Annotated in this window: 19 protein-coding genes; 14 read left to right on the top strand and 5 right to left on the bottom strand. The window is 52.7% G+C overall.

The features are described 5' to 3' along the window. Nucleotides 1-48: 48 nt before the first annotated feature. The 4 genes from PsAD46_RS08375 to PsAD46_RS08360 all read left to right on the top strand — a co-directional run bounded on the left by PsAD46_RS08375 (nt 49) and on the right by PsAD46_RS08360 (nt 2219). Entirely contained in the window at nt 49-558 is a 510-nt protein-coding gene (locus PsAD46_RS08375) for a hypothetical protein (RefSeq protein ID WP_057464878.1), read from the top strand. After that, nucleotides 555-968, top strand: coding sequence for an NUDIX domain-containing protein (locus tag PsAD46_RS08370; protein WP_063293783.1), 414 nt, complete (start codon nt 555-557; stop codon nt 966-968). The genes PsAD46_RS08375 and PsAD46_RS08370 overlap by 4 nt, the downstream gene beginning before the upstream one ends. A gap of 232 nt (nt 969-1200) precedes the next feature. Continuing rightward, nucleotides 1201-1680, top strand: a complete 480-nt coding sequence (locus tag PsAD46_RS08365; protein ID WP_063293782.1) for a TIGR02301 family protein — start codon at nt 1201-1203, stop codon at nt 1678-1680. Nucleotides 1681-1943: 263 nt separating this feature from the next. Continuing rightward, on the top strand, nt 1944-2219 hold the full coding sequence (locus tag PsAD46_RS08360; protein WP_014284380.1) for a hypothetical protein: 276 nt from the start codon (nt 1944-1946) through the stop codon (nt 2217-2219). Between the two features lie 106 nt (nt 2220-2325). On the opposite strand, the gene PsAD46_RS08355 is transcribed toward PsAD46_RS08360, so the two are convergent. After that, complete coding sequence (locus PsAD46_RS08355; RefSeq protein ID WP_208981732.1) at nt 2326-2958, bottom strand: LysE family transporter; 633 nt, start codon at nt 2956-2958, stop codon at nt 2326-2328. A gap of 170 nt (nt 2959-3128) precedes the next feature. Here PsAD46_RS08355 and PsAD46_RS08350 point away from each other — a divergent pair, with 170 nt between their 5' ends. Further along, entirely contained in the window at nt 3129-3794 is a 666-nt protein-coding gene (locus PsAD46_RS08350; protein WP_208981731.1) for a hypothetical protein, read from the top strand. Between the two features lie 64 nt (nt 3795-3858). Here PsAD46_RS08350 and PsAD46_RS08345 read toward each other — a convergent pair whose 3' ends face one another. Further along, nucleotides 3859-4599, bottom strand: a complete 741-nt coding sequence (locus tag PsAD46_RS08345; protein WP_057464874.1) for a class I SAM-dependent methyltransferase — start codon at nt 4597-4599, stop codon at nt 3859-3861. A 28-nt stretch (nt 4600-4627) separates the two neighbouring features. Continuing rightward, nucleotides 4628-5890 (bottom strand): DUF3419 family protein, encoded by a 1263-nt coding sequence (locus PsAD46_RS08340; protein ID WP_063287260.1) that lies wholly within the window; start codon nt 5888-5890, stop codon nt 4628-4630. 322 nt (nt 5891-6212) lie between these two features. Between PsAD46_RS08340 and PsAD46_RS08335 the strand changes: the two genes are divergently transcribed. The 5 genes from PsAD46_RS08335 (at nt 6213) to PsAD46_RS08315 (ending at nt 11083) form a co-directional block, all read left to right on the top strand. Continuing rightward, on the top strand, nt 6213-7055 hold the full coding sequence (locus tag PsAD46_RS08335; protein ID WP_063306582.1) for a folate-binding protein YgfZ: 843 nt from the start codon (nt 6213-6215) through the stop codon (nt 7053-7055). Between the two features lie 150 nt (nt 7056-7205). Next, nucleotides 7206-7847, top strand: coding sequence for an HD family hydrolase (locus PsAD46_RS08330; protein ID WP_063293778.1), 642 nt, complete (start codon nt 7206-7208; stop codon nt 7845-7847). Next, entirely contained in the window at nt 7847-8371 is a 525-nt protein-coding gene (locus PsAD46_RS08325) for a hypothetical protein (RefSeq protein WP_063306581.1), read from the top strand. Before PsAD46_RS08330 ends, PsAD46_RS08325 begins: the two co-directional genes overlap by 1 nt. Before the next feature lie 20 nt (nt 8372-8391). Next, nucleotides 8392-9417: an NAD regulator gene (locus PsAD46_RS08320; RefSeq protein WP_193775917.1), complete on the top strand. Its 1026-nt coding sequence runs from the start codon at nt 8392-8394 to the stop codon at nt 9415-9417. A gap of 508 nt (nt 9418-9925) precedes the next feature. Continuing rightward, the gene (locus tag PsAD46_RS08315) at nt 9926-11083 is read left to right on the top strand and encodes a cell wall hydrolase (protein WP_063298850.1); all 1158 of its coding nucleotides are present in this window, start codon (nt 9926-9928) and stop codon (nt 11081-11083) included. A 114-nt stretch (nt 11084-11197) separates the two neighbouring features. Here the strand turns inward: PsAD46_RS08315 and PsAD46_RS08310 are convergent, their stop codons facing one another. Continuing rightward, nucleotides 11198-12217 carry an MDR family oxidoreductase gene (locus PsAD46_RS08310; RefSeq protein WP_063306580.1) on the bottom strand — a complete coding sequence of 340 codons (1020 nt, stop codon included), beginning with the start codon at nt 12215-12217 and terminating at the stop codon, nt 11198-11200. A gap of 107 nt (nt 12218-12324) precedes the next feature. After that, nucleotides 12325-13587: an MFS transporter gene (locus tag PsAD46_RS08305; protein WP_063306579.1), complete on the bottom strand. Its 1263-nt coding sequence runs from the start codon at nt 13585-13587 to the stop codon at nt 12325-12327. 318 nt (nt 13588-13905) lie between these two features. On the opposite strand from PsAD46_RS08305, the gene PsAD46_RS08300 reads away from it, so the two are divergent. From PsAD46_RS08300 to nadC, 4 genes are all read left to right on the top strand, one after another. Next, nucleotides 13906-14598: a hypothetical protein gene (locus PsAD46_RS08300; RefSeq protein ID WP_063306578.1), complete on the top strand. Its 693-nt coding sequence runs from the start codon at nt 13906-13908 to the stop codon at nt 14596-14598. Between the two features lie 313 nt (nt 14599-14911). Continuing rightward, nucleotides 14912-16033 carry a quinolinate synthase NadA gene (gene nadA / locus PsAD46_RS08295; protein ID WP_063293772.1) on the top strand — a complete coding sequence of 374 codons (1122 nt, stop codon included), beginning with the start codon at nt 14912-14914 and terminating at the stop codon, nt 16031-16033. 107 nt (nt 16034-16140) lie between these two features. Further along, nucleotides 16141-17775, top strand: a complete 1635-nt coding sequence (locus PsAD46_RS08290; RefSeq protein WP_063306577.1) for an L-aspartate oxidase — start codon at nt 16141-16143, stop codon at nt 17773-17775. Next, nucleotides 17772-18638 carry a carboxylating nicotinate-nucleotide diphosphorylase gene (gene nadC / locus PsAD46_RS08285; protein WP_063306576.1) on the top strand — a complete coding sequence of 289 codons (867 nt, stop codon included), beginning with the start codon at nt 17772-17774 and terminating at the stop codon, nt 18636-18638. The genes PsAD46_RS08290 and nadC overlap by 4 nt, the downstream gene beginning before the upstream one ends. Nucleotides 18639-18645 lie beyond the last annotated feature (7 nt).

Raw genomic sequence — 18645 nt, 5'->3', positions numbered from 1 at the left:
AATCGAGAGATAGGTTCCGCGCGACAGATAGGAAGCTGGGAGGCTGCAATGGATATGTACTGCGATAAAATCGGCGTAGGAGAACTTTCTCCTGAGCTTTTGACGCATGCAAACATCAATCCATCCACGGGCCTTGCAACTGACTATCTTAATCATTTCAATGAGGTTGTTATGCTTCTTGAAATGCTTCCTGATATTCCCGATTGTGCAGAAGATGTTCTGGCCTGGGAACCAGCTGACTATATCACACATTTCAGTGCCTCTAAATTCTCAGCAAAAGAATTGGCTATCCGTGCATACGGAGCTGTTGATTTGCCGCTGCGGAATGCTCTGGAGAAGTGTATTGGCGAAGTTGATCAGGAAGTTATCTCCTTACAAAAAATGCTAGGCTCCGCTGAAGTAACAGGTGAACTGCTGCAAATCGTTCAGGATAAAGCCGTTACCGTCATCAGGCCCCTACTTTCGCAAGCCGGGTCGATCATCCATGGACATCTGCCGGATGAGACAATCAGCACTGAGGAAAGCACGCAAGCGGACGTTGACGCCCTGTTCTCATGAGCAAAAAAGTTATTCCGGAATACATTGAGGCAACCAGTGTTGCCTGTGTGCAGAACGAAAAAGTTCTGCTCGTAAAACGAGCCCAGTCGCCCTCCAAAGGCCTCTGGAGTTTTCCTGGCGGTAAGGTTCTTCCCAGTGAAAACCTTAAGGATGCCGCACAAAGAGAGTTTAAAGAAGAAACATCTTTGTGCGCCTCAGACCTGAAGGAATGGACGGTGTCCTACCCTTCTGCGGAAGACTGCAAGGTGCAATATCGCATCCATGTCTTTCGCTGTACGCAGGTCAAGGGTGAGGAACAAGCACGCTCTGATGCTGCTGAACTGGGCTGGTACACTTGGGAGGAGGCTATGAACCTGCCTCTCGCGCCCGGCATGCAACAGCACATTCTAAATCTTCTAAGATGTAGTTAGAGCAAAACCTGTGCATTTACATTGACGCCTCAAGCTCTGACTTCTTAATTTTTACGCGTGTTCTTATCCGAAAACCGGAACTACTTTTTTAGAATACGCACAAGCATCAGTCCTGCAGCCTGCTGTGCAACAAGGGAAAACCGGAAATCCCCAAGGTTCCATAGTGGACAGAGTGCCGGGAGACGGCCATCCTTACAGAATCTGAAGCAACCAGCATGCTGTGGGATGTAGCTTGACTGACATTGCAAGACTTAAAGCTTGGACACGTAACTTCGCGAAACCTGCCTGGCCGACAGGCCGGGGGATTTGCCTTGGTCTGATGCTTTTGAGTGTTGCGGCGGCCCCTGCTGCATTTGCTCAGAGCTCCCCGCAATCTCCGGGTCAACCTGTACAGCCAGAGTTGAAAGAACCTCCCTACGAGCAACAGCTTATTCGCCTCTCAGAAATACTTGGTGCCCTCCATTATTTACGCCCGCTTTGCGGTCATGATGAAGCAGACGAATGGCGTCAGCGCATGTACTCCTTGCTGGGTGCAGAAGTGCAGAATGAGCTGAGACGCCGGCGTCTTGTTGAGCGGTTTAATCAGAGCTATCGGGGGTTCGCATCGGTCTATCAAACCTGCACTCCAGCGGCTATTGAAGCCTCTCGCAGATTCGCCGATGAAGGTGTAATTATCACCCAAGAAGTAACGGGCAAGTACAGCCGCGATTGATAGAAAAGCCGGTTGCAACCGTTTTCCACAGACAATTATTGCGTGTTTTTTGGATAACTCGGCTTCGCCACAAATATTAACCATAACTTACAGAAGCTCTGGACGAGTTTACCAAAACATCAGTGAGTCGGTTGTTCCTGCCGTTTTGCGTGTTAACTTCCGTTTAACAGATAAGGCATGCGACGCTTCATTTGTTTTCGTTTGCCCGTTACATGTAACGGCAAATAACAAGAAGCAGCACATAGAGGGACATGAGAGCCAGCATGATCAAGGACGACGCTATCGCCGGCGAATTCACAGAAGAGATCGATGCATCTGATGCAGACATCCGCCGACTGGCTCTAAGCTTCATTCAGGAAGCTTGGGAGGATGGTCTTTCCCACGGCATCGACAGTACAGCTCTTGCGCATGCAGCGCTGTTCTCAGCAATGATGGATCTGGTTTCTCTTTATGGAGAAGAAGCTGTTTCCAAATTTGCGCAGGAATTGCCACAGCGCGTTGAGCGCGGTGACTACTCTTTGGAACGTCGTCTGCACTAATTTCAGCACTGCTGTTTTTCAAAGAGCCCCGATTGATCGGGGCTTTTTTGATTCCGGTCCGGTGTGTTAGAGCACGTAGCGTTTATTTGCATTCACGCACCGCGCTCTAGAAAATCAAATCACTTGCAACCTTGGCAAGGATGAGCGCTGCAAAGAGCAGTAGGATGATGCCTGCCCCGTGGTTAATGTTAGAAAGCCAGTTGTCATTCATGCGATTTCGCAGCTTGGACACAAGCGCTGACAGGCAAGCCCACCATAAAAGTGCGCCACTCAACACGCCCAGCACGAGTGCCAGAGCGCCGACATAGTCCCCCTTCTCGGGCGCATGCTCTCCCAGTGAGCCGAAAATAGCGATAAAGCCAAGAATTGCGCCTGGGTTGGTCACGGTCATGGCGAAGGAGACAATCATCCCGCGCCAAATTGTTGGACCACCATCGCTGCCACCCTTTAAATGTGGGTGAGACCGGAACACGACGATGCCGAAGATGATCAGAAGAAACCCGCCTATCGTCTGGATATAGAACTCGTGGCGTTCAACGAACTCCGAAATTGCCGTCACACCAAAGGCAGCAGCGGTTGCAAATACACCATCGGCCAGAACTGCCCCGAAGCCTGCGATGAGGCCCGGAAGGAAGCCGTAATGCACTGCCCTCCTAATCGCCAACACGTTTACAGGACCAATCGGAGCAGACGTTACGAGCCCGATAATCATGCCTGTAATGAAGAGTTCAATATTCAACGCTTTAATCCATACTTCCCAACTACGCAGAAGACCTGTCAGATCTTCCTATAAATTTTCTAAAGGCTCTCTAGCTTGTGCATAGGTTAGGGTCCGTTTCTTCCTTGATTCCCAACAAGCCCTTAAACTAAGTGCAAAGCACGCGCCTCATATCCGTTTCGGAGCACTTCATGTATTTTCGCCTACTCATCATAGGGTTACTTTGCACTACAGCTCCGGCTATGGCTGCAACACAGGCAATCAAGACCGAAACGATTCGCATCCAACGCCCCAAGGCTGAACAATTTCCTCTGCTTGATGAAGGTTTCAACAGAGATACCAGCAGTGAAGATGCACTGGACAGTGAGTTTGCAGAGGAACCTCCGTTGCCAAAGCTGGACGTCTTTTATGACGATACAGAATTGCCGGAGGCTGTCAGAGCAACCCGTGCGACGCTGATCAAAATTGCTCGCAGTGGCAATGTTGCTGCGTTGGCGCCTTTGTTTGCCAAGCAGGAGCAACCGCCGGAACTTTCGTTCACACCTGTGCGCGATCCGGTCAGCTTTTTGAAAGACAGCTCTGGTGATGGTGAAGGCCACGAGATCCTTGCGATCCTACTGGATATTGTGACAGCCGGATATTTGCGGCTCAATGAGGGAACGGAAGAAGAGACTTACATCTGGCCTTATTTTGCCCGCTACCCTTTGCATGACCTGACGCCTTCGCAGAAGGTTGAGATGTACCAGATCGTCACTGCAGCCGATTACTTTGAGATGCTGGATTATGGCGCATGGACCTTCTATCGCCTTGGCATTTCCAAGGATGGGGATGTGCGGAGCTTTATTGCCGGAGACTAAGTTGTCTTCAATGAACGATTGATGAAAGCCCATCAGATGCTCTGGTGGGCTTTTCTTTGCTCAGTTACCCCGCCTTGCGGATTTCGCGGTGGCTTTCGTTTTCCGCTTTCAGCAGGTCCATCTGCTCAGGCTTTTCCATGAAGCGAGTGTAAAAGCTGCTGTCGAGTTCCGCGTAATAGGCATAACCACGGTACAGAGGCAAGAACCGCAGTTTGGCTCTGTTGTCGTCAGCCAGCCCTTTCATGACTTCGTGAAAGTTCTCACGCGGTAAGACGTGGAATCTGCCGAGCCACTTTTTGAGCATCAGCTTGAACAGGCCGGGAAGTTTTTCTTGCTGACCAAAATCAACAACAGACAACTGACCGCCTTTTGCCAGAAGCTTTGTGCCGTTGCGCAGAGCGTCTTCCCATGGCGGGATCATTGAGACGCAGTAGGACAGGAAGACACGGTCGAAGGTGTCGATGCCGAATTTCTCGAACGGATCAAAGCTCGTTGCATCGCCCTGAGCCAGGTGGATCCGGTGAGACAGGTCCGCTTTGTGGATGTTGGCTTCTGCTGTCTTCAGCATTTCTGCTGAGATATCGACGCCAAAGAACTGGCAGGTTGGGTAAGCCCTTGCTGCCTCAATAAGATTGCGACCAGTGCCGCAGCCGAGCTCCAGCACTGTGCTGCCACGCGGTGCTGCCAAATGCTTGATCAAATGATCCCGGCCAAGAAGGTAATGCTTTCTGGTCAGATCATAAAAATGCCGTTGGTTCTTATAGATTTTATCCATCAGTGAGGCTGAGGACTTTACATTCGCCATTTCACTTCCCTCACATGCTTATTCTTGTTCAGTTATAGATGTAGAGGTGGAAACCACCGTAGATAGAGGAGCGGTCCAGCTTGTTGAGGCGTGCACTTTCAGCCGCCTCATAGGTCCACTGCCCCAGTATTTCGTTATTGACCCGCCCCGGCAGAATGCTTGGCTCGCCAGCCGTTCTGAAGATGACGCGCGCTCCTTGTCGTGCCGTTCGGGATATTCCTGCCCATAGATCGTTCAGCTGCCTGTCTGTCATCCAGTCCTGCGCATCCAGCAGGACGTAGGCATCAAGGCTGTTTGCATCCTGATTATCCAGATGCTCTGTGAAAGACCGATTAACAACGCGCACATGAGAGGCTCTTTTCCGAATTTCCGGGAAGTGTTGCGGCTTCAGATAGGGCGGCAAAGGGCCGGAAAGACCGGTTCCACTGTGCATCTGTGATGGCGCGTATCCGCGGGTGAAGGCTTGCCAGGCGAAGTAGTTATCTTCCATTGGAAAGTCGCAGGCCAGCTTTTCCAAGCGTTGTTTGAGAACGCCCGCCATATTGCCACCGCCTTCTGCGGCAAGACACTCATATTGCGCAGGAGGGATGCCGAGGCCGTAGAGCGACATCTTTTTAGAGGTCGCCCAGCGGATCAGGCGTTTATCAAAGAGCGGCGCCAAAACCTTGTCGAAATATGATCGCTGTTCGTTCAGGTCACGTGCGTCTGCCATTTTGCGCAGGTCAACGCCGTAGATTTTTGCAAGGAAGTGACCAAGACCGATAAAGTAGCCGAGCATTCCGTGGTGGTAGAGGTCTCGTGAGAACAGGGTGATGCGCTTGCGGCCCCACGCCGTCATGTCCCGCCCTTCCCAGTAGGCCATGGTTTCCGGATCGATGGCGGGCTTCAGATACTTCTCATAGGCGGCAATATTGGCTTTTTCATCAGCCTCACCGAAGAACCGATAGAACGTCTCGTAATCGGGGAACTCTTCCAGCGCGGTCAATTTCAGGCGGTTCAAAGCCACATGCGCGCGGTTGAGGTCGACTGCCGTAATCTCCTGCGGGTCTGCTGTGAGGTAAGACATGACATTGCAGCCACCAGAAGCGATTGTCACCATTTTCGAATGAGGTTTGAGTTGCAGTGCCTGCATATCCACCTCCGGATCCTCCCAGATCTGCGGATAAACCAGCCCCTTAAATGCGAAGGTGAACAGACGTTCCAGCACGCCTTCCATGGAGATCAGTTTTGAACGATGTACTGCACGATCCAAACGTTTCTTTGACTGCCTGATAGTTGATGTCACGTGCATCTCCAGAATCAAGAACTGAAATCAATCGAGAGAAAGAGTTAGTTCACGCACACGACAGTTTTGCGACGTCGAAACATTGATTGTAATTGCAGAAAGATCTTGAAAACGCGGCAATACTGGAATGTTCTGGTAAACAACTCAGTGCGCTTATATTTCTATTTACCTGCCTCATATTTTGCATTTTTCCTCCCACATGCAGGTGTCAGGGCGCAGGAGCGGAGTTCCCTCGTCACCCACAGAAACTATTCTTTTTCCGTGGTGTGCGCATAGCTGATGGGTTATGAAACACTCTTGTTGTTTTATTCATTGGAAGGACGGACCCATGGCATCACAACGTACCATTCTCACTTCGCGTCGGCTCGTGAAGGTTTTTGGCGAAGATGCCAAGGAGTTTCTGCAAAATCTCGTGAGCTGTGACATCAGCGAGATCAATGCAACATCCAGCGCATTTGGTGCTCTTCTTACGCCTCAGGGAAAGATCCTCTGGGACTTCATTGTGTTTGCAGATGAGAGTACGGGTGGCTTCCTGATTGATGTGAGCGCTGATGAACTTGATGCGTTTGCCAAGCGTCTTGGTTTTTACAAGCTTCGCGCCAAGGTGACTGTGGAACCTGCTGATGAGACCATGCATGTGATCGCAGAATGGGGAGATGATTTGCCAGCGGATAAACCGCACGATCCTCGCCATGCTGACATGGGTGTTCGTTATGTTTCCTCCGGCGAAGTTGCAGAGGCAGCCTCAGAAGCTGACTATCATGCGCACCGCATCCAACTTGGCATTCCGCAGAGTGGGCTGGACTTTCAGCTGGCAGACGTGTTTCCGCATGATACGGACATGGACAGTCTCAATGGAGTGGCTTTCTCCAAAGGCTGCTTTATTGGGCAGGAAGTTGTTTCCCGCATGAAGCACCGTGGAACCGCCCGCAAGCGCATCATCAAAGTTTCCGCTGAAAGTGCGCTGCCCGCCGCTGGTAGCGCTGTTCTGGCTGGAGAAAAGAGCGTTGGAACATTGGGGTCTTCGCAGAATACCGATGGGCTCGCCCTGCTGAGACTGGACCGTGTGAAAACTGCGATGGATGCAGGTGTGCCGCTGACATGTGATGGTGTTGCCCTCACCCCTTCCATTCAAGGATGGGCAAGTTTCAACTGGCCTTCATCTGATTAAGAGATACAGCTAAAGCAATTCGCATTTAAGCTGGAACACATGAACTGCTTTAGTCTTTGTTTTGCGTATCTTTATCCGAAAACCAGTTTCCACTTTTCGGAGATACACTGTAGACATCACCTTAACCTTGACGACTGGCTTGATTGACTAATGTGTGCAGAGCTTTCCTCATCTTCCCCCCGTGCCTGGCAGCGGATGCTTTCTGGCAGAAGACTTAATCTTCTTGATCCGTCTCCGTTGGATGTGGAACTCTCTGATATAGCGCACGGCCTTGCGCGTGTTGCACGGTGGAATGGGCAGACAATTGGCGATCATGCGTTCTCTGTTGCCCAGCACTGTGTGGTGGTGGAAGAGATTGCGCTGATGCTCAAGCCTGATCTTGATATTCAATGGCGTATGGCAGTCTTGCTGCATGACGCGCCTGAGTATGTGATCGGGGATATGATCTCCCCTTTCAAGAACGTGATGGGTGGCACCTACAAGGCTGTTGAAGAGCGGCTGCACCATGCCATTCACAGGGCGTTCAACCTGCCCCCCGACTTGCCAGTCAGCATTGCCAAGCTTGCCAAGAAGGCTGACATTATCAGCGCCTATCTGGAAGCAATCCATCTGGCGGGCTTTAGCAAGGAAGAAGCTGACAAGATTTTCGGAAAGCCTGCAAAGGTTACTGCGGAGCAACTGGACACCTTGGCAGCAAGCATTGAGCCGCTGCCAACCAAGGATGCGCAAGAGGTCTTTCTGGCCCGGTTTGCTGAGCTTGATGACGCTCGCAAGAAAGTTGGAGGCCGCTGATGCTGCATGTCTGTCCACTTTCCAAGCTGGAAGACACGTTGACCTCAGCAAGGCCGAGCCATGTGCTCTCTCTCGTTTCTCCGGGAACAGAGGTGATCTTGCCTTCTGAGACAAAGCCTGCTCACCATCTGGTGCTGGAGTTCAACGACATTACTGAAGCACGTGAAGGTCTGCTTGCCCCCGATGCGACGCATGTGGAGCAACTGCTGGATTTTTCCCGTGATGCTGCACGCAACGGCTCTTTACTGGTGCATTGCTGGGCTGGTGTCAGCCGGTCTACAGCTGCTGCCTACATCATTGCCTGTGCGATTATGCCGGATACAGATGAACGTGCGCTGGCCCAACATTTGCGCAAGGTTTCTCCTGTCGCCACACCCAATCCGCTGCTTATCTCTTTGGCAGACACTCTTTTGCAGCGAAATGGGCGCATGATACAATCAATCATCGAGCTTGGTCGTGGTGCAGAGACTTTTGAGGGCAACCTGTTCTCGCTTGATCCTGCCGCACTTGTTGAACTGGCATGACGGATACGGAGCAAACATTGATGAGCAATGCAGTGGAAACAGGAAATGCAGCCCAACGTGGTGCTGACATGGAGCCTGTCCAGCTTGGCATTGGTCTGAGTGCTGTCATTGTTTCCGTAAAAGACAAAGTGCCCTTTGTTTTGACTGTGCCGCAAAAAGTGCCTGACGAGTTGTCTGGCCTGCCCTCCGGCCCGTTTGACCCACGCGTACACCGCACCTTTGAGCTGGGTTTGCGTGCGTTTGTTGAAGAACAGACTGCCCTTCATATTGGCCATGTGGAACAGCTTTACACCTTTGGTGACCGCGACAGATATTCTCTGGCGCGGATTGGTGAGCCGCATATGGTTTCTGTCGGCTATCTGGCATTGACACGCCAGACACCAGAATCTGAACGGCTGCTTGCCAGACAAGGTGCTCGCTGGCGTCCCTGGTATGACTTTTTTCCCTGGGAAGACTGGCGTGGCGGTCAGCCGAAGATGCTGGAAGAGATCATTCATCCCAGCATGGAGACCTTCAGCAAGGCCCCGGATGATGATGCCAAGGCCTACCATGAGCTGAGCCGGAAAGATCGTTACCAGCTCGCCTTTGGTGTGGGCTCTTTGAAATGGGATGAGGAACGCGTTCTGGACCGTTACGAGTTGCTTTATGGCTCCGGTCTTATGCGTGAGGCCTTGCGCGATAAGCAGCCAACTGCGCTGGAACGCAGCACCTTGCCAGACCTTGGCGAGGGCCTTGCCCATGATCACCGCCGTATTCTGGCAACGGCACTTTCCCGGTTGCGGGCAAAACTGAAGTATCGGCCTGTTGTCTTCGAATTGATGCCACCTGAGTTTACCCTTACCGATCTGCAGCAGACGGTTGAGGCGATTTCTGGCCGGCATATTCACAAACAGAACTTCCGCCGTCTGGTGGAAACGGGGCAGCTGGTTGAGCAGACGGGCAGAACTTCAACCGCGACGGGCGGGCGTCCTGCAGCTCTTTACCGGTTCAGAAGAGACATTTTGAAAGAGCGCCCGGCCCCGGGATTGCGCGTTAGCTTGCTCTGATTCACATTTTCGCCTTAAGTGACGTAAGGTTATCTACAATTTTTTTGAGTTTTTTCTCGGCAAAAATTCATAGGAAAAACGGAGTTGTGGATTTAGCAGGGAGCCTTATGGTTAATCTTGTTAAGATTTTGATTGTGTTGATATCCTACAGCCACACCAAGATATCACAGGTGTCATTTCCTGCATGAAGCCTTTTGTTTCCTATGATTTTTGGCCAACTGAAAAATCCACCCAGACATGAAATAGCCCTAGTTTTTTGGTGAGTACCGTCCCTGCATATTAACCATATGCTGGCTGTCAGCGGCGTGAACTGTGGCAGAATAACTGGGGTTTTGGCGGGCTTAACTTTATATCAAGGTTAAAAGCGAAAAATGCACTCATCCGGAAAAGTGACGGGCGGGAGTGTTTTATCGGGCTTCTTCATCCTGTCGATCTCAGAGTTTGGGGTTCCCTTTTCAGGGAGTGAGAGACGCTGAGTTTTTGGGCGTTGATTTGGAGTAGATTGCGTATGTCGGGCCATGGGATGAAGAAGAATGCAGGACGCCGTGCTGTCCTCATGTACTTTAAGTACCCTATTCTAGCTGCAGGGCTTGCAGTTGGAACCTTTGCTGCATCTCCAGTTGCGTTGCAGGATATTCCGGCACTGACCGGAAACCTCGACGAGGAAACGCCGCGATGGATGCAATCTGTCTCCGCACGGGATAGCCAGAAATTTGCAAAGTACTTCGTCGCTCCTGAGAAAAAAACTCCACAGCGCCATGCGGTGAACCGCACCGGTAAGAGTGACATGCTCGTCACTACACTGCCGAGCCGTGTTGTGGCTTTCATTCAAAATGCAGGCAAACCGAAGAGTTCCGACCGATTTGTTTCCCAGCTGCCGCAAATGGCGTTCAACGGCCATTATGGTGGGGATGCACTGGCCGGTCTTGCCGACAACAATGGGCAGGCCGACACGTCTCCACTCGGCAAGGCGGCACGCCGTGCAGCACTTGCTGCCCGCAAGCAAATTGCCCAGAAGACAGTTAAGCCAGCGACCCTTTCTATTGCCAAGCAAAACGAGATTGCTTTGGCAACTGCTTATGCTCCAGCCACACCGCAAACCAACAAAGCACCGTTTGATGCGCTGCTGAGCAAGCCTAAAGTTTCGATTACGCCTTCCGGCAAGCCAAGACTTTCAGACAAAGAGCTGGCCTCTACTTCAGAGACCAATCCGCACTGGTGGTACATGCGCCAGTTGCCGAGCTCTGTGAGAAAATCCAAGAAGGAAATGCGCTGTCTGGCTGAGGCGATCTATTTTGAAGCACGCAGTGAACCGCGTGACGGGCAGATTGCTGTTGCGCAGGTTGTTCTCAACCGTCTGAAGAACCCAGCTTATCCGAACACAGTGTGCGGTGTGGTTTATCAGAACAAGGGCATGAAGAACGCCTGCCAGTTCTCGTTTGCTTGTGATGGCATTCCAGAGCGCGTGACTGAAGCTGGTCCCTGGGCCAAAGCGAAGAAGATCGCGCAGCAGATTGTAAAGGGTGAAGTGAGCATTCCGGCTGTTGATGCCTCCACTCATTACCATGCAACTTATGTTCGCCCGAACTGGGCACCGACCATGCAGCGTAAAAAGCGCATTGGTAAGCACATCTTCTACAAGACTTACCGAGGTGGCTGGAGCTAATCCACGGCCTCATATGTGAGAAGAATTTGGTGGCCTGACCGCTCCAATTTTAACCCCGCACCAGCGATTGGCTGATGCGGGGTTTCTTTTTGTCTAAACCTGCTTGTTGTAGCGTTACTCGACTTCCACGATGGTACGACCGCGTACTTGGCCCTTCAGCAGCTTCGCAGCGCGTTCTTCCACATCTGTCAGTTTGATTGTCTCAGACAGAGTGTCCAGCTTGGCAAGATCGAGATCCTGCACCAGTCGGCGGTAAGCCTGCTCGCGCAGGGCCATAGGCGCCATAACGGAATCCACACCGAGCAACGCTACACCGCGCAAAATGAACGGCATGACAGATGCTGGCAGGTCCATGCCCTGCGCCAGACCACACGCTGCGACGGCGGCGCCGTAGTTGGTCTGTGCCAGCAGGTTTGCAAGTGTATGGCTACCCGCGACATCAACCGCACCAGCCCAGCGTTCCTTGCCGAATGGTTTGCCTTTCTCGACCAGCTCGGCCCGATCAAGCACTTCTGTTGCGCCGAGGCTCTTGAGGAAGTCAGCTTCCTCGGTGCGCCCTGTGAAGGCGATGGTCTCGAAGCCGAGTTTGGACAGCAGGCTGATGGCAACGGACCCAACACCACCGGATGCGCCGGAGACTGCGATTGGTCCGTGGTCAGGTGTCAGGCCGTATTTCTCCAGCGCCATAACGCAGAGCATGGCGGTGTAACCTGCGGTGCCAATGGCAGCTGCGCGGGCGGCAGAGATTTCTTCTGGGCGATGCAGAAGGCACTCGGACTTCAAGCGGGCGACTTGCGCGTAGGCACCGGTGTGGACTTCACCAACACCATAGCCGTTGAGGAGGACCTGATCGCCCGGTTTGAAGCGGTCGCTTTCGCTGGTGAGCACTTCGCCAACGACGTCGATGCCCGGCACCATCGGGAACTTGCGGGTGATGCCCGGTGCGCCTGCAAGGGCCATCCCATCCTTGTAGTTGATGGTGGTGTGCGTGACTTTGACTGTCACGTCTCCTGCAGAGAGCTGATCAACACTGACTTTGTTCCACTTGGCAGGCAGTGGCTTGCGGCCGCTTTCATCTGCTTCAATCCAGAGGGCATCAAACTCGCTCATGGCCAATCCTTCTCGCCAATTCATGTTGCATGAAAGCTGGCAGAAGGAGGGCCATAAGGCAAGAAAATAACGCTAGGCAATATTCCGGTGTAACACACTGACAAACCTAGCTAGTTCACCCAATAGGCGTCTTACGCAGGCTTGGCGACCAGACGCCCTGCGGTGGCGGACTGTTCGCGGATTGGCCAGTGTACGATGGCCGCAAAAATGCCGAGTGCGATTCCGAGCCACCAGATGGCATCGTAGTTGCCGCTGCGCTCATAGAGCACACCGCCCAGATATACTCCAAGGAAGGACCCGATCTGGTGAGAGAAGAACACGATGCCGAACAGCGTTCCCATGTAACGTGGGCCGAACATGACAGCGACGAGCCCTGAAGTTGGCGGCACGGTGGAGAGCCACAGAATGCCCATGGTGGCTGCGAAGATCAGTGTCGACATCTCCGAGATTGGCAGTGTTATGTAGAGCGTAATGGCGATGGCACGGGCAATATAGATAAATGACAGCAAGTATTGTTTCGGAACGCGTGACCCCAACACACCGGAGGACATGGAGCCAACAATGTTGAACAGGCCGATCAAAGCCAGCGCCCATGCACCGACGGAAACGTCAAAACCCTGATCCACGATGAAGGTCGGCATGTGCACGGTGATGAACGCCACGTGGAAACCACAGACGAAGAAGCCGAAGACCAGCAGGATGTAGTCTCTAGTTTTGAAAGCCAGACCCAATGTTTGAGAAAGGGTCATGCTGTCCTGCGGGTTGGCAGGGTTGCCGGCAGCTGGAGCTGCGGAACGACCGCGCAGGATATAAGCGAACAGGGGTACGATGGCGACGACAGCTGCCATATAGATCAGCGCACTGGACCAGCCATAGTTTTCGATCAGGCCCAGGCCCAGCGGTGCAAAGAGAAACTGGCCGAAGGAGCTGGCAGCAGTGCCCATGCCAAAGGCGATGCCGTGGTATTGGGGCTGAACAGACCGCGCGAAGGCAGCCAGAACAAGCGAGAAGGATGTGAAGGCGACACCCAGACCGATCAAAACACCTGCGGAGACCTGCAATAAGAGTGGTGTGTCTGACAGGCTCATAAGATAGAGGCCAATGGCATAGATGATCGCACCGAGTACCAGAGTTCTTCCTGTGCCGAATTTATCTGCCATCATCCCAGCGAAAGGTTGCGCAGCACCCCAAACGAGGTTTTGAAGTGCCAACGCAAAGGCAAACACATCCCTGCCCCAGCCAAACTCTGAGGACATGGGTGTCAGGAACAATCCAAGGGTTGCCCGTGGTCCAAACGAGAGAATGCCGATGATACATCCGCTGATGATTATAAGCGGGACGTTGGGGCCGCGCCGGACAGAGGATTGGTTCTCGACCTGGGTCGCTTGAGACATGCAATTTCCTTTCCTGCATCCGGCAGAGAATTTCGGCCAGACGCTGGACCAATGGTGTCCGTTTTTCGCTGAGCAGCGGGGAATAATCAGGTTTAATCTAATTTTCCGTTCTGCAATAATTGAAATTACTTAGGTCATCCATCAGCAATTGGAATGAGTCTTTATCCCTAAGGCATTTTGCTGGAAAACTTTCACTGATCAAATGCAGGCATATGTGAGAATACTAATATATTTCAAAATGCTAGCGAAACTGGCGGAGTCGCTTGACTTTGATTTGGGTCCTGACCTAATTCCCCCGTCAACATTTAGGGGCCGACCATGACCTACTCATTTTCTTTCGGAAAAACACTCGCTGCAGGCCTGCTTGCCTTTGCTGTAAGCGCACCTTTGGCAGCTTCTGCGCAGGACGATGTGCAGAGCCAAGCTGAGCTGACTGCACGCGTTGAAAAGCATGCACCTGCCAAAGAGCTTTACATCAAGGACCGCCCAATCCTCGGCTGGAAGATTACTGGCGACACACTGGCAGACCTGCCAGAAGCGATCCGTGACCCGTTGGGTTCTGTAGATTCCACCAGCTACGATGATGCTTACATCGCCAAGAACATTGGTTCTGTGGTTGCGTTGCAGATGAGCAAGACCGGCCCTGATTTTTACGTGATTGGCAAAGAGACGTTCACCTCCAAATACGAGATGGTTGGTCTGGAAGAAGTCGCTGCCAAAAACACCCGCCTTGTAAAGCGTTTGGATATGGCTCCGGAAGTTCTTGCGCTGTTTAACGCAAAAGACGCTGGCCTGACTGGCGCGCTGAAGACCGTTCCGGTTGAGATGGTGCGCATGTCTGCCATCGGTTATGCCCCAGCTGCTGAAGTGATCATTCAATCTCCATGGGGCACACAGACCAAGCCTGCTGATCAGGATGGTTTCCTCGTGTTCGACAGCGGTGAGAACCAGTACTACATGGTCAATCAGGGCGCTAATGGTAACCCATCCAGCTACGTCCCAGCCAAGTAAGAGCCCTTTTCTGCTCTCAAGTAATGTGAGCCCGACGTTTCCTCTGATTAAGCGGAAATGTCGGGCTTTTCTCATTTGTACCCTGCAAATTTAGGAAATTAAGTGATTACTCAGTAAGGCTAAATCGAGCTTAAACGCAGCAATCATATGCATCCGGCAAAAGAATAGGTTGTCGACGCGAGGGAAGAGGTCTATAAAAACTCAAAATGAGCATAAGGGTTGGCATCGGCATTATGGCCGTGTTTTTTTATAGACCCCTTATACTCACATTGAGTATAATCCGGTTTCAGGCCGGCAGAATAAGGGATAGCGCATGTCCGCCACGACTACATTCGCTGAAGCAGACAGCCTTGCTGTCAATGACATTACTGCCGGCATTGAGGGTGCTGCTGTTCAAGCTGGCGCACCAGCACAAAAACAGTATGCCCCTTTGGAGCGTCCAGACCTTGCCTACACGCCCGAGGTCGCAGAAGCGACAGCAGAGGCCTATGAGAAGGTAAAGGACTTCATTCCTGCGATTGAATGGGCTGCTCTTGCTCCGTTGATTTTTGCGATCAACAAGGTGAAGAAAGAGCGCGACGCCGTTATTCTGGCGCACAATTATATGACCCCGGATATCTTCCACGGTGTGGCTGATATTGTTGGCGACAGCCTGCAGCTGGCGAAAGAAGCTGCGAAGACTGAATCTCAGGTTATCGTTCAGTGCGGTGTGCACTTCATGGCTGAGACTTCCAAGATCCTGTCTCCGGAAAAGACCGTTTTGATCCCGGATATGGATGCAGGTTGCTCCCTTGCAGAATCCATCACAGGTGCAGATGTACGAAAGCTGCGTGAAGCCAATCCGGGCGTTCCGATCATCACATATGTAAACACCTCCGCTGATGTGAAGGCTGAGTGCGATATTTGCTGCACCTCTTCCAACGCGGTTCAGGTTGTTGAAGCCATGGGCACTGACAAGGTGCTGCTGATCCCTGATCAGTACCTTGCAGCCAACGTGAACAACCAGACTGATGTTGATGTGTTGACCTATGCCGGCTCATGCGAAGTGCATGAGCGCTTTACGGCGGAAGAGCTGCGCGACTACCGTGCCATTGACCCTGATGTGAAGATCATTGCGCACCCTGAGTGCCCGCCGGAAGTTGTTGCAGAAGCTGACTTTGCTGGTTCAACATCTCATATGATTGACTGGGTGAAGGACAACAGCCCTGAGAAGGTGATGATGATCACCGAGTGCTCCATGGCAGACAATGTTGCCTCCTCTACACCTGGCGTCAACTACATTCGCCCCTGCAACCTGTGCCCACACATGAAGCGCATCACCCTCACCAAAATTCTAGACTGTTTGCTCGATATGTCTGGTGAAGTGATTGTTGATGAAAGTGTGGCGGATCGCGCTCGTGCCTCCGTAGAACGCATGATCAACTTGAAGAACTAGAGGCTTTCGTGTAGCTGGCATATTGAAAAGTCTTCAGTGCACCCTGCTGCCTTTAACGGCAGCGGGCCTTTTAGATCAGGTCCCCATAGTCTGGAATAATCTCTGAAATGTCTCAGTTCGGTTCTTCTCTCGCCCCTGCTGTTGCTCTGAACGGCGTGGATGATGTTGTTATCTTAGGTGGTGGCCTTGCTGGCCTGTTTTGCGCGCTCAAGCTTGCGCCGCGGCCAGTGACCATTGTGACCAACGCGCCCATTGGCGGTGGCACCTCTTCTGCATGGGCACAAGGTGGCATTGCTGCTGCTGTGGCCGAGGGTGATCACCACTCTGCCCATACGAAGGATACGCTGACAGCAGGTGACGGCATTTGCGAAGAAGCCATTGTTGAAGGCATGACCCGTGAAGCGTCTGACCGCATTCACGATCTACTGGGTTATGGCGTGCCCTTTGACAAAGACCTTGCTGGCAAGCTGGCTCTTTCCCGCGAGGCTGCCCACTCCAGCCACCGTGTTGTGCGTGTGCGTGGTGACATGGCTGGTGAAGCCATTATGCAGGCGCTTGTTGATGCGGCCTACAAGACACCGTCTATCCGCATCATCGAAGGATACATTGGTTGTCAACTGATCGCAGAAGGCCGGTATGTCACCGGCATTACTGCGCGTCGCCGTGGTGGGACGCAGCGCATTACCATTCCTGCAAAAGCTGTTGTGTTGGCCTCCGGTGGTGTTGGGCATCTTTACTCAACAACCACCAATCCAGGTGAAGCAAACGGACATGGCCTTGCGATGGCTGCCCGTGCAGGTGCGCTGGTTTCTGATGCCGAGTTTGTTCAGTTCCACCCAACAGCTCTCAATGTTGAGCAGGACCCTGCCCCGCTTGCAAGTGAAGCAATCCGCGGTGATGGTGCGATCCTCATCAATAATGACGGTCATCGCTTTATGGATGGCATCCATCCTGATCTTGAGCTGGCCCCTCGTGATATTGTTGCGCGCGCGATCCATACAGAACTTGCGGCTGGCCGTGGTGCTTTCCTTGATTGCCGAGAGGCCATTGGTGCAAGCTTCCCTGAGCACTTTACCCGCGTTTATGCAGCCTGCGAGAAGGCTGGTATTGATCCGATCAATGGTTTGATCCCTGTTGCTCCGGCAGCACATTACCACATGGGTGGTGTGCTGACCGATGCCTCTGGTCGTACCTCTGTCGACAACCTTTGGGCAGCTGGTGAAGTTGCGGCGACGGGCGCCCATGGTGCCAACCGTCTGGCATCCAACTCTTTGCTTGAAGCTGTTGTGTTTGCAGGTCGCATTGCAGAAGACATTCAGGCCCTCATGCCGCATCACCGGGTGCATCATTGGGCTGAAATCGATGATGTTGATGATCAGGCCTCCACACGCAATCCGCAGGAACGCGCAGTCGTTTCCATGGTTCGTTCTGCCATGTCCCGCCATGTTGGTGTGGTTCGTGATGCAGAAGGGCTGACAAGGACGCTTGCACGGTTGCAGAACGCTGAGACGCTGTGCCGCCGCGACTCCATTCTCAACATGGTGATTGCAGCCAAGCTGATTACAGGGTCTGCTCTGCTTCGCGAAGAAAGCCGAGGCGGTCATTTCCGTTCTGACTTCCCGCAGAAGGCGGAGGCTGCCAAGCGCTCCTTTGTGAAGCTTGCACAAATTGAGAAGCTGGCGAGCGAGGCTGCTGCCAGCGATGTTGGCAAGCAGGCTGTTGAAGAGGAAGATATGCTATGAGCCGTCCGTCTTCATTGCCCGAGCTTTCGTTGATCATGGTCGATGATGCCGTCAAAGCTGCTTTGCTTGAGGACTTTGGCCGCGCGGGTGACATCACCTCGCAAGCGACTATTCCGGCTGATGCTGTTGCAACGGGTGTCATTGCGGCTCGTAAGGATGGCGTGCTGGCTGGCATTGATCTGGCTCTATCCGCATTTCGTCAGGTTGATCCTACTCTCGATGTTACCGTGCTGGCGCAGGACGGGGATAAGTTGGAGCCGGGTACCATTATCGCCCGCATTCACGGTCCCGCTCGTGCACTGCTGGAGGCGGAGCGTGTGGCCCTGAACTTTTTGAGCCATCTTTCGGGCATTGCGAGCGCTACGAACGCATTTCAACGCAAAATTTCACATACCAACGCAAAAGTGGTTTGCACCCGAAAAACCACTCCGGGACTGCGTAGTTTCGAGAAGTATGCGGTGCGCTGTGGCGGCGGTATGAACCACCGGTTTGGTCTGGATGATGCAATCCTGATTAAGGACAACCACATCGCCGTTGCCGGTGGAGTTGTCCCCGCCATTGAGAGTGCCCGCGCCTTTGCCGGCCACCTTGTGCGCATTGAGGTTGAAGTGGATACACTCGACCAACTGAAGGAAGCACTCACAGCCAAGCCTGATGTGGTAATGCTGGACAATATGGGGCCTGATCTTTTGAGGCAGGCGGTTGAGATCAACAAGGATCAAGCCGTACTGGAAGCCTCTGGCACGATTACGCTTTCGACCATTCAGGCGATTGCGGAAGCTGGCGTTGATATCATCTCCTCCGGCTGGATCACGCACTCCGCTCCTATTCTGGATCTTGGGCTCGATATTGAGATCGACTAGAGCGTTT

Origin of the sequence: Pseudovibrio sp. Ad46, from assembly GCF_001623065.1 — a bacterium.
Lineage (GTDB): Bacteria > Pseudomonadota > Alphaproteobacteria > Rhizobiales > Stappiaceae > Pseudovibrio.
This window is presented reverse-complemented; position numbering and strand designations above follow the sequence as displayed.

Bases quoted from the DNA above. Each gene is read 5' to 3' on its own strand.
- PsAD46_RS08350 (WP_208981731.1), top strand. From the start codon at position 3,129: ATGTATTTTCGCCTACTCATCATAGGGTTACTTTGCACTACAGCTCCG.
- PsAD46_RS08360 (WP_014284380.1), top strand. From the start codon at position 1,944: ATGATCAAGGACGACGCTATCGCCGGCGAATTCACAGAAGAGATCGAT.
- nadA (WP_063293772.1), top strand. From the start codon at position 14,912: ATGTCCGCCACGACTACATTCGCTGAAGCAGACAGCCTTGCTGTCAAT.
- PsAD46_RS08370 (WP_063293783.1), top strand. From the start codon at position 555: ATGAGCAAAAAAGTTATTCCGGAATACATTGAGGCAACCAGTGTTGCC.
- PsAD46_RS08305 (WP_063306579.1), bottom strand. From the start codon at position 13,587: ATGTCTCAAGCGACCCAGGTCGAGAACCAATCCTCTGTCCGGCGCGGC.
- PsAD46_RS08320 (WP_193775917.1), top strand. From the start codon at position 8,392: ATGAGCAATGCAGTGGAAACAGGAAATGCAGCCCAACGTGGTGCTGAC.
- PsAD46_RS08330 (WP_063293778.1), top strand. From the start codon at position 7,206: ATGTGTGCAGAGCTTTCCTCATCTTCCCCCCGTGCCTGGCAGCGGATG.
- nadC (WP_063306576.1), top strand. From the start codon at position 17,772: ATGAGCCGTCCGTCTTCATTGCCCGAGCTTTCGTTGATCATGGTCGAT.
- PsAD46_RS08335 (WP_063306582.1), top strand. From the start codon at position 6,213: ATGGCATCACAACGTACCATTCTCACTTCGCGTCGGCTCGTGAAGGTT.
- PsAD46_RS08290 (WP_063306577.1), top strand. From the start codon at position 16,141: ATGTCTCAGTTCGGTTCTTCTCTCGCCCCTGCTGTTGCTCTGAACGGC.
- PsAD46_RS08375 (WP_057464878.1), top strand. From the start codon at position 49: ATGGATATGTACTGCGATAAAATCGGCGTAGGAGAACTTTCTCCTGAG.
- PsAD46_RS08300 (WP_063306578.1), top strand. From the start codon at position 13,906: ATGACCTACTCATTTTCTTTCGGAAAAACACTCGCTGCAGGCCTGCTT.
- PsAD46_RS08310 (WP_063306580.1), bottom strand. From the start codon at position 12,217: ATGAATTGGCGAGAAGGATTGGCCATGAGCGAGTTTGATGCCCTCTGG.
- PsAD46_RS08340 (WP_063287260.1), bottom strand. From the start codon at position 5,890: ATGCACGTGACATCAACTATCAGGCAGTCAAAGAAACGTTTGGATCGT.
- PsAD46_RS08345 (WP_057464874.1), bottom strand. From the start codon at position 4,599: ATGGCGAATGTAAAGTCCTCAGCCTCACTGATGGATAAAATCTATAAG.
- PsAD46_RS08315 (WP_063298850.1), top strand. From the start codon at position 9,926: ATGTCGGGCCATGGGATGAAGAAGAATGCAGGACGCCGTGCTGTCCTC.
- PsAD46_RS08325 (WP_063306581.1), top strand. From the start codon at position 7,847: ATGCTGCATGTCTGTCCACTTTCCAAGCTGGAAGACACGTTGACCTCA.